At 44.5% G+C, this 18,516-nt stretch carries 9 protein-coding genes; 7 read left to right on the top strand and 2 right to left on the bottom strand.

The window, feature by feature from the left end; all coding sequences use genetic code 11:
- The first annotated feature begins 445 nt into the window (after positions 1-445).
- The 3 genes from QUA62_RS00830 (at position 446) to QUA62_RS00820 (ending at position 9,240) form a co-directional block, all read left to right on the top strand.
- Positions 446-2,833, top strand: coding sequence for a GAF domain-containing protein (locus QUA62_RS00830; protein WP_333401967.1), 2,388 nt, complete (start codon positions 446-448; stop codon positions 2,831-2,833).
- A gap of 307 nt (positions 2,834-3,140) precedes the next feature.
- On the top strand, positions 3,141-8,594 hold the full coding sequence (locus QUA62_RS00825) for an AAA family ATPase (RefSeq protein ID WP_333401966.1): 5,454 nt from the start codon (positions 3,141-3,143) through the stop codon (positions 8,592-8,594).
- 220 nt (positions 8,595-8,814) lie between these two features.
- Positions 8,815-9,240: a hypothetical protein gene (locus QUA62_RS00820; RefSeq protein ID WP_333401965.1), complete on the top strand. Its 426-nt coding sequence runs from the start codon at positions 8,815-8,817 to the stop codon at positions 9,238-9,240.
- Positions 9,241-9,281: 41 nt separating this feature from the next.
- Here the strand turns inward: QUA62_RS00820 and QUA62_RS00815 are convergent, their stop codons facing one another.
- Both QUA62_RS00815 and QUA62_RS00810 read right to left on the bottom strand, forming a co-directional pair.
- Entirely contained in the window at positions 9,282-9,707 is a 426-nt protein-coding gene (locus tag QUA62_RS00815) for a DCC1-like thiol-disulfide oxidoreductase family protein (RefSeq protein ID WP_333401964.1), read from the bottom strand.
- 80 nt (positions 9,708-9,787) lie between these two features.
- Positions 9,788-12,862: a PAS domain S-box protein gene (locus QUA62_RS00810; RefSeq protein WP_333401963.1), complete on the bottom strand. Its 3,075-nt coding sequence runs from the start codon at positions 12,860-12,862 to the stop codon at positions 9,788-9,790.
- 605 nt (positions 12,863-13,467) lie between these two features.
- Here QUA62_RS00810 and QUA62_RS00805 point away from each other — a divergent pair.
- The 4 genes from QUA62_RS00805 to QUA62_RS00790 all read left to right on the top strand — a co-directional run bounded on the left by QUA62_RS00805 (position 13,468) and on the right by QUA62_RS00790 (position 18,467).
- Complete coding sequence (locus QUA62_RS00805; protein ID WP_333401962.1) at positions 13,468-14,661, top strand: NAD(P)/FAD-dependent oxidoreductase; 1,194 nt, start codon at positions 13,468-13,470, stop codon at positions 14,659-14,661.
- Between the two features lie 178 nt (positions 14,662-14,839).
- Positions 14,840-16,756 carry a S9 family peptidase gene (locus tag QUA62_RS00800; RefSeq protein ID WP_333401961.1) on the top strand — a complete coding sequence of 639 codons (1,917 nt, stop codon included), beginning with the start codon at positions 14,840-14,842 and terminating at the stop codon, positions 16,754-16,756.
- A gap of 91 nt (positions 16,757-16,847) precedes the next feature.
- Positions 16,848-17,567: an HAD-IA family hydrolase gene (locus QUA62_RS00795; RefSeq protein WP_333401960.1), complete on the top strand. Its 720-nt coding sequence runs from the start codon at positions 16,848-16,850 to the stop codon at positions 17,565-17,567.
- A 276-nt stretch (positions 17,568-17,843) separates the two neighbouring features.
- Entirely contained in the window at positions 17,844-18,467 is a 624-nt protein-coding gene (locus QUA62_RS00790; protein WP_333401959.1) for a DUF3859 domain-containing protein, read from the top strand.
- Positions 18,468-18,516 lie beyond the last annotated feature (49 nt).

Here is an 18,516-nt window from a genome sequence, read left to right as displayed (position 1 = left end):
GCCTTGCCAAATAGCAAGTAATATTGGAATTTTGGTCGCCAATTTGCTAAGTTAGTGACAAGCAGCCAGCTTGCCAATTATTAATTACCAATTACCAATTACCAATTACCAATTACCAGGGCTGTGCTTCCTTCAACCCAAACCTGCTATATATCTCGCCTCTGAGTCAAATAGCATTAGTTGCTGACACTATCCGCTACTGTCTACCGCTTATAATGGGTGTTACCCCCCAGGCAGTAAACACGTTAATATCACCTATAACGTCGAGACTGAGAGGTTGTTTGTGAATAAAAGTAAAAGTCCCTGGGCCCATCGTCCGAGAAAAAACCCAGTTTCCGATACCCATACACAAACTTTACAAACAGGATCTAAGCTCTTTACAAAGCCATAATCGCCGATCGCTGATATTCTTTGGCAAAATCCACTGCTTTCAGGTGTTTTACTCATGTCTACTCCTAAATCGTCTTCCCCTCAAAACAACAACAACTCCGTAAAATCACTGCCAGCTACAGATAGCGCCCCAAAAGAGCAAGACAGTAACAATCTGCCCAGCGAACCAAGTATAGAACAGCTACTGGAAGCTTTGGCCGGCCAAGTACCTAGTCAATCTGCTGAAATGGAACGCTTGAAAACGTGGAAACAAGATTTAAAGCGACTGTTTCAATTTCTTGGCGATCGCCGCGTTTTAATCGCAGTAGTGGAACCGGGAACTTTTGCCCTGCGTTATGCTAACGCGGCATTTTGTCGCTTGGCCGGTTGGGAGGAAACGTCTTTGGCAACTCAATCTACCAACGGTTGGTTTGCAGAAAGCCACCTCACTCTGCTGGAACTGTTCGAGGATTGGGGCGGCAAAACAGCAGAACAATTGTACCGCCGCCATCTTTTGCACTGGGTATTTAAGCAATATTATCAAATTGACATCGACGGTTTGCGGGTGCTAGACGAACCTGTCACGGCGAGTGTAAAAAACCCCAAACACCCAGAACCCAGATTTATTGAATTTTGGCTCGGTTCGGAACAGTTAAAAATTACTCGGATTGACTCAACAATAGATGAATTTGCGGATGTTCCTTTAAAATTAATGCCTGTTGCGGAACGGGAAGCTTGGCTGATGCAGCCGAATCAACTGGAAAAGTTAGCCGATCGATTGCAGTTGGATAATTACCGCGTAGAAGGTTTGCTGCTGCTAGAAGGTTTTGATGTCACCCTGCAGGAGCAAATTCGCCGTCTGACTCAGTTATTGATCGATCGAGATTCGATGCTGCGACCTGACAAATTTGAGAGAATCGATCGGTGTTTGCGATCGCTCTTCAATGCTGACGGCACTTTGCTGCTGCGCCTCGACGGCGAACAGGTACAGCTATTAGTTGCAAAAGACGGCCAACATTTGCAGCCGATTCTTTATTCAATGCACTCCCTAGAAGCTTCTCACTTGTTGAAGGCCACAGCAGCAAATCAAGTTTGGAACGTGCCAGACTTGCGTAGGGAGTGCGAAACCGAGTGCGATCGAACTTTGCGGAGAATGGGAACTCGATCGATGCTGCTGGTGCCCCTGGTAGTCAAATCTGTCAGCCGCGAGGGGTGCGGGCAGCGGATTTTGGGCGTCGTGGGGGTGTTGTGCGATCGGCCCAACCACTTCAACGGCATTGACGCTCAACACGCCCAAGAACTCATTCCCGCCTTCATTGCAGCCCTGCGGCAAGCCATCCAGGAGCGGTTTACCCACATTCACAACATCCACCCCGCAGTCGAGTGGCGGTTCGCCCAAGAAGCAGAAAGGCGAAGTTGGGGACTGCCCCCAGAAACAATCGTATTTGCTGACGTTCATCCGCTGTACGGAATTTCGGACATTCGCGGTTCTAGCGACGAAAGAAACCGAGCCATTCAAACTGATTTGCTCGAACAATTCCGCTTAGCTTTAGTCATAGCTGATGCCGTTTGTCAAACACAAACTACCCACCTCGGCGAGCAACTGCGGCTCGACTTGCTCGACTACATTCAGCGTTTAAAACAAAAAGTAACAGTCGATATGGAGGTGCGAGCAGCCAAGTATTTAAACGAGCATTTAGAAGTATATTTTGACTATTTTGTGCAGTGCGACCCCAGGGTTCAGGCAGCCGTTGAAGCTTACCAAGCAGCCTGTGAAAACGAACACAACTGCGTTTACAGCGATCGCACCCGCTACGACCAAATGCTGAACCTAATCGGCACCAAACTCCAAGAAACTTGGGCCCGCTGGCAAGAAAAAATGCAGCAAATTCTTCCCCACTACTGCGACATCGAATGCACCGACGGGCTCGATCACATGATTTATGTAGGAAAATCGATCGACCCCAAATTTAGCCAGTTTCACCTGCACAGTTTGCGGTACGAACAACTGCGAGCAATTTGCGACTGCGGTCGCACAGTTTTTCGCCTGCAAGCCGAGTCTCAAATTAACATGGAACTCGCCCATTTAGTCTTAGTGCAGAATACCACGATCGACATTTTTCACAACGAAAACACCGAAAAAATGTTTGACGTAAAAGGCACTCGCGATATCCGCTACGAACTCGTGAAAAAACGTATCGAAAAAGCCGTTGACAAAGACGCACAAGAGCGGATTACCCAGCCAGGAATGTTAACGGTAGTTTATTCAACCGAAGACGAATGGGAAGAGTACCAACAATACTTGCGCTACTTGTCTCGCGAAGGTTGGGTAGAACCAAAAGTTCAGACTGGCATGGTAGAATCACTGCAAGGAGTCAGCGGTTTAAAATTCGCCCGCGTGCGTATTTTGCCTGAACCGGAATCTATTCCTACTATCTGTGAAGTTACGGTAGTCAGCGATTGAGAACCCGTTCAATTGCCTGTTTTAGGCCCAGTGCGATCGCTGCCATCCCCTCCTATGTATTTTAGGCGGAGTGCGATCGCTCCAATCCCCCCTTAAAAAGGGCGGAGCGAAATCATTCTGGATTCACACACCAGACAGATATTACATTTAAGATTTTTGTTGACACCCGCGAACACGGCGGCGTTGTCACTTAGTATATATTCGCTGTGATTGGGGAGCGAAAAATACACGATCTGAATCACACAAAATCAAGATAAAGTAGTGTTAATTTAATGAAAATTAAATCCGGTAATTTATAATTAAAATTATGTGGAAATTATCCAAATACCAAATCAATATTACTCTGCACGAAGGCGTCGAAACAATAATCTATCGCGGACAAACACCGACACATGCGCCCCCAGCAATTCTGAAAGTCCTCAAAGCCGAATATCCCACCCTCGAAGCCATTACCAGGCTCAAGCACGAATATCAAATCCGCAAAAATTTAGACAGCGAACAAATCGTCAAAGCCATCAGTCTCGAAACATTTGACCATCGATTAGGAATCGTTTTAGAAGACTTTGGCGGGGAATCCCTCGCAAAACTTCTGGAAAGAGAAACCTTGAGCCTGCGAGCAAATTTAAACATCGCCATCCAAATAGTCAAAGCCTTACACTACCTGCATTTTCAGCACATTATTCACAAAGACATCAAACCCAGCAACATCATAATTAACACGCAAACAAAACAAGTAAAACTCACCGACTTCGGCATTGCTACAAAACTCAACAAAGAAAATCCGCAATTTAACAATCCCAACTCAGTCGAAGGCACATTAGCCTATATGTCACCCGAACAAACCGGGAGAATGAACCGTACCCTCGACTACCGCACCGACTTTTATTCCCTCGGCATCACCTTGTATGAAATGCTGACGGGAAAATTGCCTTTCCCCAGCAACGACCCCTTAGAAGTAGTTTATAGCCACATTGCAGTTCAACCAACATATCCCCATAAAATCAATTCTGAAATACCTGTCGCCATCTCTGAGATAGTGATGAAATTGATGGCAAAAAATGCCGAAGATAGATATCAAAGTGCGGCCGGATTGTTAGCCGACTTAGAAATTTCTTTGCATCAGTTAGAAACCACCGGACAACTTGCCGATTTCATCCCCGGACGTTTAGATATTCTCAGCCAATTGTTAATTCCCCAAAAATTGTACGGTCGGGAAAATCAGGTTAATGAATTGCTAGCAGCATTTGAACGTGTAAGGGCTGGTTTAGCCAACAATTTGTTAGAAAAACCAACAACCTTAGAACAAAACCCGCCCGCATCAGGAAGCAGCGAATTAATGCTAGTATCAGGCTACTCAGGCATCGGTAAATCAGCCGTAGTTAACGAAGTTAGCAAACCAATTACTAGGTCAAAAGGTTACTTCATCAGCGGCAAATTTGACCAATTAAAACGCAACATTCCTTATGCCTCATTAATCCAAGCACTTAACTCATTGCTGCGGCAACTACTAACAGAAAGTGCACTTTCATTAGAAATATGGCGCACTAAAATTTTAACAGCAGTGGGAACAGACGGCCAAGTAATTGCCGACGTAATTCCAAAAGTTGAATTAATCATCGGCAAACAGCCAGAAGTCCCAGAACTCCCCCCTGTAGAATCCCAAAATCGCTTCAATCGGGTATTCAAAGAATTTATTCGCGTTTTTGCCCAAAAAGAACACCCCCTAGTTATCTTTTTAGACGATTTGCACTGGGCAGATTCAGCAACATTAAAGTTGATGCAAATACTGATAACTGACCCTGACCAAGAATATTTGTTGCTAATCGGTGCCTATCGAGACAATGAAGTTAGTCCGACCCACCCCTTAATTCAGACTGTTGAAGAGATTGAAAAAACTGGTACAAGAGTCAACAATATCGTGTTGCAACCGCTGGATTTAGCAAATGTGACCGAATTAGTGACTGAAACACTTAACACTTGCACAGAAAAAGTAACAAATCTAGCCAATTTAATCTGGAATAAAACAGGTGGCAATCCTTTTTTCTTGACCCAATTACTCCAAGCACTTTATCAAGACTCTCTTTTGAAATTTGAATTTAATCACATTACAAATGAGGTAAGTCAAAGTGGCTGGTATTGGAGTATCGATGAAATCCAAGCCATTGGAATCACCGATAAAAGTGTGGTGGAACTGGTAGCTTCTCGCATTGAAAAGCTCCCCGCAGCGGCGCAAGAAGTTTTGAAATTAGCAGCTTGCGTGGGGGATAAATTTACTCTTGATGTCCTGTCACTTGTCCGCGAAAACTCAGCTAATGCTACAGCCACTGAACTTTATTCAGCTTTGCAAGCAGGGTTGATTCTGCCCTTGAGCGATGCTTATCGCATTCCTTTAGTTTTCGATCGAGCCGAATCAATCAATCTCAACTTAGACACTTCGCGGGTTAGTTACAAATTTTTGCACGATCGCGTTCAGCAAGCCGCATATTCGCTAATTCCAGAAGATCAAAAGCAATCTACCCATTTAAAGATCGGTCAATTACTGTTACAGAATACTCCCCCAGACAAGCTAGAAGAAAATATCTTTGATATCGTCAATCAGTTGAATGTCGGAATTGACACCATTAGCCAGCCTGCTGAAAAGACGCAGTTAGCCAAATTAAATTTAACTGCTGGACGCAAGGCGAAAGCGGCGGCTGCTTATGAAGCTGCTGTTAGGTATTTGCGGGTTGCTATGGAATTATTGCCAGTGGATTGTTGGCAAAGTCAGTATGACTTAACTTTAGCAATTTACGAGTCAACAGCCGGAGCTGAATATTTAAACATCAACTATGAAGATTCAAAAAAACTGGTCCATATCGTACTGCAAAAAGCTAAAACTCTACTGGAAAAAGTGAATGTTTATGAACTTCAAATCCACTCTTACAATGCTCAAATCCGACTGATAGAAGCACTAAATACAGGACTGGAAGTGCTAAAACTGTTAGGCATTTCTTTTCCTCAAAACCCCAATTTTTTCAATATTTTGGCGGGAGTGATTAATACAAAACTGAGCTTGGGATTGAAACGAATTGAGGATTTAGCTAACTTGCCAGAAATGACCGATCCCGACAAACAAGCAGCCATGCGGATTTTATCAGGGATTATCAGCACTGCTGTTCAGGCTAAGCCCCCACTGGTACCGCTACTGGCATCTAGGATGGTCAAGCTGTGCATTAAATATGGTAATTCGCCTTATGCGAGTATTGCCTACGTTTTTTATGGGGTAGTTATGTACAAGCTAGGGGACAGTAGTTTGGCCTACCAATTCGGTCAACTGGCAATTAGGATGTTAGACAAATTTCCATCCCGTTCAATCAAAAGTAGAGTTTATACACCCTTTGGTGCTTTTATTAACCACTGGAAAGCCTCTGTCAAGTCAGGATTAGGCGATCTCAAAGAAAGTTTTCAAGCTGGGATGGAAACGGGAGAGTTGGAATATGCAGCTTATTCTATTAATATATATTGTACTTATAAACTGTGGATGGGAGAGCCTCTCGCTCAGGTTGACGAGGAGATAAGTAAGTATCTGAAACTAATGCAGCAATCTCAAATAGAAATGGCTGTACAGTATATAAGTGTAGAGAAACAGACTGCCCTCAATTTGTGTGGCAAAACTGTCGAACCATGCTATTTAGTCGGCGAGAGCTTCAATGAATTAAAAACGCTCCCCGCTTTAATAGAATCTAAAAGCTTTATACTAGTTTGTGTGGTTTATAATGCCAAAGCCATGCTAAATTTTCTCTTCCGAAACTACTTACAAGCCTTAGAAAATTCACGGTTATTTGAGAAATATGAAGAAGCAGCAGCCGGATTTTATGTAGTTTCAGTGAATAATTTTTACTATTCTCTCAGTCTCCTCGCCTTGTATCCCGCAACTGGCAAAGAAGAGCAAAAGCAATATCTAAAAAAAATTGTACAAAACCAAAAAAAGATGAGAAAGTGGGCAGTTCATGCTCCGATGAATTATCAACACAAATACGATTTGGTTGCAGCGGAAACAGCGCGAGTTTTGGGGCAAAATACTGAAGCAATGGAATTGTACGATCGCGCAATTGATGGAGCAGCCAAAAACGGTTACATTCAAGAGGAAGCATTAGCCTATGAATTAGCAGGAGAATTTTATCAAGCTTGGGGTAAAGAGATAGTTTCTCAAGCATATCTGACTAAAGCTTATTATGGCTACATCCGCTGGGGAGCCCTAGCTAAAGTTAAACACTTAGAATCAACACATCCTTTTTTAACAGCACAGACGCGCACAATTCAAACCCCAACCCTCGATGTCACCCGCACAACTACTGAAAATACTACCAGTAGTAGTTTAGGCGATTTCTTAGACTTAACTACTTTTATTAAGTCGGCGGAAGCCCTTAACGGTGAAATTGTTCTTGAAAAATTGTTGACCAAATTAATCAAAATTATTTTAGAAAATGCGGCGGCTCAAAAAGTAGTGCTGCTGCTGCTGAAAAACGATATCCTCTGCATAGAAGCTACTGGCACTTTTGCGGAGGATAAAGTGACCCTTTTACCCTCTATTCCCGTAGAAAATCGTCAAGATGTTCCCCTGTCTGTGATTAATTACGTACACCGCAGTCAGAAGCATCTGGTTTTAGACAATGCGACTGTCGCCGAACCTTTTAAGGTAGATACCTACATTCAGAAATATCAACCAAAATCAATCCTCTGTTTGCCGATGATTTATCAATCTCAGCGGCGCGGAATAATTTATTTAGAAAATGCTTTGACAGTAGGAGCTTTTACAGCAGAGAGAGTAGAAGTATTCAAAGTGTTAATTTCTCAAGTTGCTATTGCTGTAGAAAATGCTGGTTTGTACGCGCGCGAGAAAGAAAAATCTCAACAGTTAAAAAAATCTTTCAATGAATTGCAACAGGCGCAACTGCAACTCATTCAAAGCGAAAAAATGTCGGCTCTCGGCAACTTGATTGCAGGGGTTGCTCACGAAATTAACAATCCGCTCGGTTTTATTTCGGGCAATCTTGATGCGGCTGCTGAGGCTAGCTTAGATTTGATTGATTGTTTACAACTGTACCAAGAAAAATTTCCTAATCCTGGAGATGAGTTAGAGGATAAAGCATCGGAGATCGATTTAGAATATTTGATAGAAGATTTGCCAAAAATGCTTTTATCTATGAAATCAGGTACAGACCGCATCCGCAATATTAGCACGTCTTTGCGGACTTTTTCCCGCGCTGACAGTGCGAATAAAGTGTCAGCAAATATTCATGAGGGCATCGACAGCACTTTGATGATTTTACAGTATCGCCTGAAAGCTACAGATACTCGCCCGGCGATTAAGATTATCAAAGAATACGGAGATATCCCGCCAGTTAAATGTTATTTTGGGCAACTGAATCAGGTATTTATGAATTTGCTGGCAAATGCGATCGAGTGTTTTGACGAATTCAATCAGGGTCGCACTTACGCTGAAATTGAAGCTTTACCGAATACGATCGCCATTATCACTCATCTCGGGGACGATAACAACAGCGTGGTGATTAAAATCAAAGATAACGGTCAAGGGATGTCATCGGAGGTCAAGTCGAAAATATTTGACCATTTATTTACTACCAAAGGAGTAGGAAAAGGTACTGGTTTGGGGTTGTCTATCAGCCGGCAAATTGTAGAAGAAACCCACGGCGGTAAACTAACTTGCGAATCCGTGCTGGGAGAAGGTACGGAATTTGCGATCGCCCTGCCGCTTTGATAAAATTTATTCACCACCTTTACCGAATCAGTCATTGCCAATTGTTTAATCTCCAATCTCAACTCTCAAATGTTATGACTGGTGCTTAACACACACGGGGAAATTTGTCAACTCCTAAATATCTATCAAATAGTCCACAGTTCACTGTTTAAAGCAGGTAGTATGCAGTTACATTGTTAGCTAAATCATGTAATAACTGTATTTGATAGGAGTTTTTCGAGTGAACGCTGCCGAACAAGCCAAAAATATAGAAGTTGCCAGCAAAATTGCTACGGTTGTTAATTTATTCAAGTCCGAATTCCCGGATGCAAAAGTCGATTTGAAACCTTGGATGAATGACCAGGATACCAGAGAACTTGTAGATCCAGATTCGATCGACATTGGCTTCCATTTTCCCGGTAGAAGTCGCTTGCTGCAAAGCCGCAGCATTTTGATTCAAATCCGATTTTACCAAGATCCGGTCGAAGGATATCGGCGGGCGATCGGAGTTGAGGCCGCCGGTTACGATCATAGCGGTCAGCAGTGGCACTTTTCTACCGTGGAAAATTGGAATTTTCTCGGCCAAACCGAACCTGCGGTGGAGTCGGCGCAAAAACTCAAAGACTTTTGCCAGCAGATATTCGATTTGTTTAATCAATCTTTTTGAGGAATTCAGTTTTCACTGCGAACCTGTTTGTAGTAAGGACTTTAGTCCTTGCTATTATCGCAATTGTCGATCGACCTACAACCAACCGGATAAACAGATTTGTAAGTAGTCGATCGCTTGCCAAACAAAGTATAGCGGTTGTCGCGGACTTGTTCGTACACGCGATCGCCCATCCACTTCATCCCCGGCATTGCCCGATAAGCAGCCACAAACACCTCGCCTCCCGGCAATATCCGCCCGATTTCCTCCGCCGCATCGCTGCCCTGCCAGCGCCGTTCTGGGGTATTGCCATCTATCAAAATCATCCCCATTTCGCAGTCTCCAGACGTAATCCCAAAGCGATTTAATTGCTCTAAATCTTGCATGGGAATATACTCAAACCGCGTGCCTTGGTCTAAGGTTTCTAGTAACTGTACCAAAGTAACGCAGAGATTGCAATTGCCGTCATAAATTACGTTGTAATTCATTTGATTATTTCCTAACTGTGGGATGAAATTTTGTAGGAATTGCACCTAACTAACTGTAGGGGGCTGATGGGCGCACCTTACTAACTAACTATTTTACCGACAGGAATCTCGATCGCAAATTCCGTGCCTTGACCCGGTGCGGAATGGCATTTAAGCTGCCCGCCGTGTTTTTCTACCACAATTTGATAGCTGATCGACAGCCCCAAACCAGTACCTTTACCAGGTTCTTTCGTAGTAAAAAACGGATCGAATAGCCTTTCGTGAACATCTATCGGAATCCCCGGGCCGTTGTCAGCAATCCGAATCACAATATGAGAAGGATGCCGAACCGAAGCATCAGAAACAGCAGAATCTGCCTGCATCAAAGTATCCTGTTCATATTTTACCTCCGTACAAATCCGCAGCGTCGGCGAAGGACAATAAGGAATAGGCGCCTGTTCCCCCTCCGCCCACTGTCCAGTCTCCATTGCCTCTTCCAAAGCATCAATTGCATTGCCAATAATATTCATAAAAACCTGATTTAACTGTCCTGCATAACACTGTACGCGGGGCAAATTGCCGAACTCTTTGAGCAGCAAAATTTTAGGACGCCCTGCGGTTTCTTTCAACCTGTGCTGCAAAATTAACAAAGTGCTTTCAATCCCTTCGTGAATATCCACCTGCTTTTGTTCGGCTTCATCTAATCGCGAAAAATTCTTCAGTGACAGCACAATTTGGCGAATTCGCTCTGCTCCCATTTTCATCGAACTTAACAGCATTGGCAAATCTTTGAGCAGAAAATTCAAATCGACATCATCTATTTCTTGTTTAATTGCCGGTGTTGGGTGCGGGTATTCCTTCTGGTAAAGTTGGAGCAGTTTTAGCAAGTCTTTAAAGTAATCGTCAGCGTGCATGACGTTGCCGTAAATAAAGCTAACTGGATTGTTGATTTCGTGAGCAACCCCAGCGACTAATTGCCCCAAACTTACCATTTTTTCATTTTGAACCATCATGCTTTGAGTTTTATGCACGTCCCGTAGGGCTTTTGCCAATTCTTGATTTTTAGCCCTCAATTGACTTTCGGAAAGTCGCACCGCTTCTTCTGCGTGTTTGCGATCGGTAATATCTTTGCGAATTGCTACATATTGATGGGGTTGGCCGTTCGTATTTAAGAAAGGTACAATCGTAGTATCCAACCAGAATAATGTGCCGTCTTTAGCTTGATTTTTCATTTCTCCCCGCCAAACCTTGCCCTGGCGGATGGTTGACCAAAGCTGCTTGAAAAAATCTGCTGAATGATAGCCAGAATTGACAAGTCTGTGGGTTTTGCCGATCAGTTCTTCTCGGGAATATTTAAATTGTTCGCAAAATTGATCGTTGACATAGGTAATCGCTCCGAATTCGTCGGTATTCGAGACAATTGCCGATTGATCCAAAGCAAATTTTTCAAATTCCAACTCTTTGAGAGTTTGGCGCAATTCTGCTTCTGCTTGTTTGCGATCGCTAATATCGGTAATCATCCGCAACACCCCTGAAAATTCGCCCTCAGCGTCGAACATCGGCGTCGCCGACACGATCGCCCACAAGTGAGATCCGTCTTTGCGAGTAAACTTAAAATCGTGGCGTTCGCTAATGCCTTGCCGCCTGCGCTTGACGTAAGTTTCTGCTATTTTCCTAGAGTCGGAATCTATAAACTCAAATAGCGATCGCCCCAGCATTTCCTCTACAGTATACCCCAGCATTTCGCCCATTCGAGAGTTAGCAAAAGTCGTGATACTTTCGCTGTCAAACATCCAAACGCCCTCCGAAGCCGTCTCGACAATGCAGCGGTAATAATTCTCCCTCTCCCTGAGTGTTTCCTCTGCTTGCTTGCGATCCGTAATATCAGTTTGCACCGCAATAAAACCTTCGAGTTCACCATTTTCTTGATAAATTGGGGCGATCGAAAGCGCCACCCAATAACCCTTTCCATTTTTTTTGTAATTGTAGATTTCCTGATTAAACGGCACGCCGGCAGCCAAAGCCGATCGCAGTTGAGCAATAGTTAGCGGGTCTGTTTCAGGGCCTTGCAGTACATCACCCGGTTTTTTTCCCTGCATTTCTGCCAGCACATAACCGCTAATCCGAGTAAATCCTTCATTCACCCATTCAATGCAGCCTTGAGCATCAGTAATAATCACACCATTTTGCGTTTTTTGAGCCACAATGGCCAAGCGCGACAATTCAGTTTCAGTGTTTTTGCTTTCCGTAATATCTTCAGCAATACCCAAAATGTACTTAGGCGCGCCAGAATCGTCAAACAAAGGAACTTTTTTCGTGTGCAAAATCCGCTTTCCCAGGCGCGGAAGTTCGAGAGTTTGTTCGGGCAAATCGACGCCTTTTCTCGTTGCAAATACTTCTAAATCTTGTGCTTGCAAGTAATTTGCCTGCTCTGAGTCCAAAAAGCCAGCAGCATTGTTTAAGATAACTTCATCCCTCGAATAGCCAAACAATTCTTCGCTAGCAGTATTCCAATAAATAAACTTTTGCTCGACAGCATCTTTAATAAAGACACTAATCGGCAGATTTTGCAGTACCGCATTGAGAAAATCTTGAGTGTTTCGCAGGTTTTCCTCAGCTCGCTTTCGTTCAGTAATATCCAAAATCACTCCGTCGAGATAAACAACCCGACACAGAGAATTTGCGATCGGCGAAACCGGCGAAACCACAGCCGACAAAAAGCCTTCAATTTCCCCTTGTCCCTCTTGTTTTCCTCTAGCCTCTTCCGCCTCGCAGCAAACAGCTTTGCCTTTTTCGTAAACCCAGCTAATTTCGCCGTCAGCCCGGACAATCCGGTATTCAAGGATGTACGAAGTTCTGGTTGCTACACTTTTTTTGACAGTAGCATCGACATTTTTGCGGTCTTGAGGATGGATAATGCTGGAAAAAGAACGGACGCGATCGTTGATAAAATCAGAAGAGGGATAGCCTGATATTTCTTGAACAGCCTCGCTCAAAAACGCCATTGTCCGTGTTAATTCCCCGGCGTCCGTATACTCGCAGGTACAGCGGTAGACAGCACCGGGAATATTAGCTACTAAATTTTTATATCGTTCTTCGCTTTTTAACAAAGATGAGCCGTCTTCGCTATTGTGATCGCCGTTCTTAAATTTAGAAGAATTGGAAGAAATTTGCATGGTTTTTTTTCACTTGTGAGTGCGGGGGCAAGTGTTAGCGTAGATGACCCTATAAAAAGTGAATTTAATTTGCGTAACAATTCGTTATAAACTAATATAGTACAAAATTAGTTCTGCGAACATTCAGAAAATTTGAGGTTGGCTAATAGGTAAAGCTAATCAAGGCTAGAGATGTAGAAAAAAGTTCGGAAACGCATTGTCTAACGGATTTAAGGGATTTAACTCACGCCCAGAGCACCATTCTCAAGAACAGGCAAGATGCCTGTTCCACAACAAGTGCATTTTCTTGTGAAGAGCACCATTCTCAAGAACAGGCAAGATGCCTGTTCCACAACAAGTGCATTTTCTTGTGGGGAGTAGGGGTTGGGCAGGAGATCCCGCCCATAAAAAGCTTATTGAGAATGGTGTTCTGGGCGTGAGTTTAACGGATTTAACAGATGGATGTTGAGGTTCGAGGGAAAGAGGGAAGATTTTTCCACTCCCTCACTCTCCGACTCCCCCACTCTCCCCCTTCCCCACTCCCACTACCCCACTCCCTCACTCCCTCACTCTCGTTAGAATAAGATAAGTTTCCTTGCTACCGATCGCCCCTCAAACAAAACACCATGACTCAACAACAACCCCGGATTTGCATTCTCGGCGGAGGCTTCGGCGGACTCTACACAGCCCTGCGCTTGAGTCAGTTACCCTTCTCCAAAACCGAAAAACCCGAAATTGTCCTAGTTGACCGCCGCGATCGATTTTTGTTCGTTCCCCTGCTGTACGAACTCCTGACCGACGAACTCCAAACCTGGGAAATTGCCCCACCGTTTGCCGAACTCTTGCAAAAAACAGGTGTGCGCTTTTGTCAGGGTACTGTCTCCGGCATCGATGTGGAGGAAAAGCGAGTGCAGTTGCACGACGGGCCAGAAATTCCGTGCGATCGCCTGGTTTTAGCTTTAGGCGGCGAAACCCCCCTAGATATGGTCAAAGGTGCCGTTGAATACGCTTACTCGTTTCGCACTCTCGACGACGCCTACCGCTTAGAAGAAAGACTGCGGTTTTTAGAAGCCAGCAACAACGACAAAATTCGGGTGGCGATCGTCGGGGCCGGTTATTCAGGAGTAGAATTAGCTTGTAAATTAGCCGATCGACTCGGAGAAAAAGGTCGCGTGCGGTTAGTTGAGCAAGGGGACATGATTCTGCGGACATCACCGGAGTTTAACCGCCAAGCCGCCAGCCAAGCTTTAGAAAAACGGAAAGTGTGGATCGACTTAGAAACAGAAGTAGAGGCGATCGAAGCGGACACAATATCCTTACTTTACAAAGGACAATTAGATGTTCTCCCCGTAGACATAGTGCTGTGGACAGTAGGAACTCAAGTTAGTCAAGCAGTGCGATCGCTACCCCTCAAACAAAACCGCCGCGGTCAATTAATAGTCAATTCGCAAATGCAAATTATCGACCATCCAGACATATTTGCCTTAGGAGACTTAGCAGAATGTCACGATGCAACTAATCAAAAAGTCCCCGGAACAGCCCAAACAGCCTTCCAGCAAGCTGACTACACCGCCTGGAACATTTGGGCCTCCCTCACCGGCCGCCCATTACTTCCTTTCCGCTATCAGCCGCTAGGAGAAATGATGACATTAGGAATTGACAACGCCACCCTGGCCGGTTTAGGAATTAAACTCGACGGACAACTAGCTCACATTGCTCGCCGCTTAGCTTATCTATATCGGATGCCAACATTTGACCATCAACTAAAAGTTGGTTTCAATTGGATTAGCAAGCCGATTCAGGAGTTGCTTAAAAGCTAGTTAATTGTAGACAGTTAACTGTTGACCGTTGACGGGTGATTGTTAATTGTAGGACTTATGATGGCGGTCTCGAAACCGGGTTTTTCACGAAAATACTTGACTACTACCCGCATATTTGGTAAAAATCTGGTTTTTTCTGTCGGAGTGTAGATTCAGAGAATATTAGGCACGATAAAAAATGCAAACTTCCACATTTCAACAGCCCAAAACTGAACTTCCACCGTTGATAGAGCGGGAAATTCTGTTCGGAAATCCCGAAAAAACTAGCCCCCGACTTTCACCCGACGGCAAGTATCTCGCCTACATTGCACCAGATAAAAACAACGTTTTGCAAGTCCAATTGCGTACCGTCGGTCAAGCAGACGATCGCCAACTGACAGCAGATAAAAAACGAGGCATTCGCATCTTTTCCTGGGCTTACAGCGGCGAAGATTTAATTTACCTCCAAGATGCCGACGGTGATGAAAACTGGCATTTATATTTAGTAAATATCCAGTCAAATCAGGTTCGCGACTTGACACCATTTCAAGGCGTTCAAGCTCAGCCGATCGCCTTTGACCGCAACTTCCCCAATGAAATATTAGTGGGAATGAACATCCGCGATCGCAGCAAACACGAGGTTTACCGCATCAACATCAAAAATGGTGCCGTTGAATTTGACACCGACAACCCCGGTAACATCGTCAATTGGACTGCTGACGCCCAATTCCAAGTGCGGGCGGCCACAGCCACAACTGCCGATGGCGGCTCAGAATTGGTGTTTCGAGAAACCGCCGATAAGTCTTGGGAAAGCCTGCGAAGGTGGGGACCCGATGAGGAAGGTGGTGCCGTCATGTTCTCAGAAAACGGCAAAATTCTTTACATGATGGGCAATCATGATGCTAACGCCGAACGTTTGATCGCCTTAGACTTAGAAACCAAACAAGAAACTGATCTCGCCTCTGACCCAGAATACGATGTCGGCGGCATTGTGGTACACCCCACCAAGCGAGAAATTCAGGCGGTTTCCTTCTACAAGGACAAGCAAGAGTGGCAGATTTTAGACCAAAGCATAGCAGAGGATTTTGAGGATCTCGGCAAATTCCGCCCCGGCGAATTCTCCATCACCAGCCGCAACCTCGCTGATACCACTTGGCTAGTCGCTTACATGACAGACGACGGCCCAGTTTACTACTATGCGTTCGATCGCGCCTCCAAAACCTTCACCTTCCTGTTCAGCAACCAACCAAAACTCGAAGGGCTACCGCTATCATCAATGGAACCCATTTCTTACACCGCAAGAGATGGTTTAACCATTCACGGCTACCTGACAAAACCTGTTGGTGTCTCAACACCCGTACCGACAGTCTTGCTTGTTCACGGCGGCCCCTGGGCACGCGATACCTGGGGTTACAATCCACAAGCCCAATGGCTGGCAAACCGAGGTTACGCCGTTTTGCAAATCAATTTTCGCGGTTCCACCGGCTACGGCAAAGCCTTTCTCAATGCCGGCAATCGCGAATGGGCGGCTAAGATGCACGACGACTTGCTAGATGGGGTTAATTGGCTTGTAGAAACAGGAATTTCCCAAGCCGATAAAATTGCGATTATGGGCGGTTCTTACGGTGGTTATGCTGCCTTAGCGGGATTGACTTTTAGTCCCGATGTTTTTGCCTGCGCCGTCGATATTGTCGGACCAAGCAATTTGATTACACTGCTGCAAACTATTCCCCCTTACTGGGAACCGCTCAAAGCAAATATGTATCACCGCGTCGGAAATCTGGAAACAGAACCAGAGTTTCTCAAATCGATCTCGCCCTTATTTTTTGTCGATCGCATCCAGAAACCTTTACTAATCGCCCAAGGTGCTAACGACCCGCGAGTAAAAGAATCAGAAAGCGAGCAAATTGTCAATGCCATGAAGCAAGCCGGCAAACCTGTAGAATACGTGCTTTATACAGACGAAGGACACGGATTTGCGCGACCAGAAAATCGCCTGCACTTTTATGCGGTCGCCGAAGAATTCCTAGCCAAATATTTAGGAGGCAGATTTGAAGCTGCGGGCAACATTGCCAATCATTCTGGTGTGGTGAATCCGCAAACAACTCACAACTAAAAAATTTTGTAGTGAGGACTGAAGTCCTCAAACCTAAAATCCTAGGCAATCAAGACTAAAGTTCTTACTACAAACAAATAACAAATAACCAATGACAAAAGTAATTTTTTTAGACGCCGCCGGTACACTATTTGATGTTCGCGGTAGCGTCGGCGAGGTATACGGAAAAATAGCCCAGAGGTTTGGAGTAACAGTTAATAGTGAAGAGTTAAATGCAGCATTTTCTCAAAGCTTCGCCTCAGCAAGTCCAATGGCATTTCCAGGGATAGAATCAGCAAAAATTCCCCAATTAGAATTTGAGTGGTGGCAAACAGTTTCCGCAAAGGCATTCCAAATAGCAGGCCTTTTCCACCAATTTTCAGACTTTTCCACATTCTTCGGGGAACTCTACGCTCATTTTGCCACCGCCGAACCTTGGTTCGTCTATCCCGACGTATTGCCAGCCTTAAATAAGTGGCAGCAACAAGGAATTGAATTAGCAGTAGTATCGAATTTCGATTCTCGAATTTATCCAGTATTAAAAGCACTAAATTTAGCTGGTTATTTCAAATCAGTGACAATTTCTACCGAGGTTGGTGCAGCAAAACCCGACTCTAAAATTTTTACTGCGGCTTTGCAAAAGCACAACTGCACTGCCGAGAAGGTGTTGCATATCGGTGACAGCTTCAAAGCAGATTATTGTGGTGCTAAAAATGCGGGATTAAACGCAATTTGGTTGAATCGCCAACAGGAAAAACTAGATTTAGGCAAATTGCCTTTTTTAATCGAGTCTCAAAAAGTTGAGGAATTTGCCAGTCTGGATTTTATATAAGTCAGGATTTACTCACTTCCACAAAGAAATCGGCGATTTTACCTAATCTGCGGGTTGCAACGAAGTATTTGGGAAAAAGAAAAAACGGTTTTTGGGTATCTATACTAAGTCCTATAAATATGATTTTTATGAGGTCAAGGTTATGATTTTTATGAATTGACTTTGAGAGCTATTTATTGAATAATATGGATAATTTAACCACAGAGAGCGCAGAGGGCGCAGAGGAAGAGAAGAGAGGGGTGATTTATATATCTAATTTTTACTGGAAAGAACTTTATGGAAACTCGGCTCACTCAAACTCAGTTAGCACAGGTAGTCGCTGAAATCGACAAGTTATCGCAGCAGCGCGAGTTAGAATTGGCCCCAGATCAGGTAAGAGAAATTTTACGAGAGTTGAATCTTCCTGATGAGCTTTTAGAAGATGCGATCGCCCAAATGCGCCGCCGCGAAGTCCTAGAAAAACAGCAGCGACGCAACCGCTGGATCGCGATCGCCTCGACAGTTGTTGTCATATCTGCGATCGGTATAGGCGTGCTGTTCGGGCAAAATCAGCAACAAAAAACTGCTCAAGTTGTGGGAGGAGAAGACAGGATTGCGCTATCGAAAAAAGGTGGTGACAGCCTTACTCAAGTCAACCGTCAAATCAACCCCCGCATCTACTACCAGGTAACGTTGAAAAATGCTCCGATCGGCAATCAGTTGTCTCTGCAATGCGATTGGATTAATCCCAGCGGTGACATTGTTCATCAGGGCAGGTATCAAACTCGCACGATCGATACTACGGTTTGGAATACGCACTGCTTTTACGATCTCGGATCTGCTGCAGCCCCAGGCAAATGGGAAGTTCGGATGTCCCTGGATGGGCGCGTCATCAGCACTGAACCTTTCACTGTGAAATAAATAGACTTATCCAAAAAAGCCTGTTTTGAACAGGCAAGATGCCTGTTCC

The organism is Microcoleus sp. MON1_C1 (assembly GCF_036701945.1).
In the GTDB taxonomy this organism is placed as follows: domain Bacteria; phylum Cyanobacteriota; class Cyanobacteriia; order Cyanobacteriales; family Microcoleaceae; genus Microcoleus.
The sequence above is the reverse complement of the archived record's forward strand: the minus strand, read 5'-3'. Positions and strand labels throughout refer to the sequence as shown.

Excerpts from the sequence above, each read along its gene's own strand:
- QUA62_RS00830 (WP_333401967.1), top strand. The coding sequence starts at position 446 with ATGTCTACTCCTAAATCGTCTTCCCCTCAAAACAACAACAACTCCGTA.
- QUA62_RS00825 (WP_333401966.1), top strand. The coding sequence starts at position 3,141 with ATGTGGAAATTATCCAAATACCAAATCAATATTACTCTGCACGAAGGC.
- QUA62_RS00815 (WP_333401964.1), bottom strand. The coding sequence starts at position 9,707 with ATGAATTACAACGTAATTTATGACGGCAATTGCAATCTCTGCGTTACT.
- QUA62_RS00810 (WP_333401963.1), bottom strand. The coding sequence starts at position 12,862 with ATGCAAATTTCTTCCAATTCTTCTAAATTTAAGAACGGCGATCACAAT.
- QUA62_RS00805 (WP_333401962.1), top strand. The coding sequence starts at position 13,468 with ATGACTCAACAACAACCCCGGATTTGCATTCTCGGCGGAGGCTTCGGC.
- QUA62_RS00800 (WP_333401961.1), top strand. The coding sequence starts at position 14,840 with ATGCAAACTTCCACATTTCAACAGCCCAAAACTGAACTTCCACCGTTG.
- QUA62_RS00795 (WP_333401960.1), top strand. The coding sequence starts at position 16,848 with ATGACAAAAGTAATTTTTTTAGACGCCGCCGGTACACTATTTGATGTT.
- QUA62_RS00790 (WP_333401959.1), top strand. The coding sequence starts at position 17,844 with ATGGAAACTCGGCTCACTCAAACTCAGTTAGCACAGGTAGTCGCTGAA.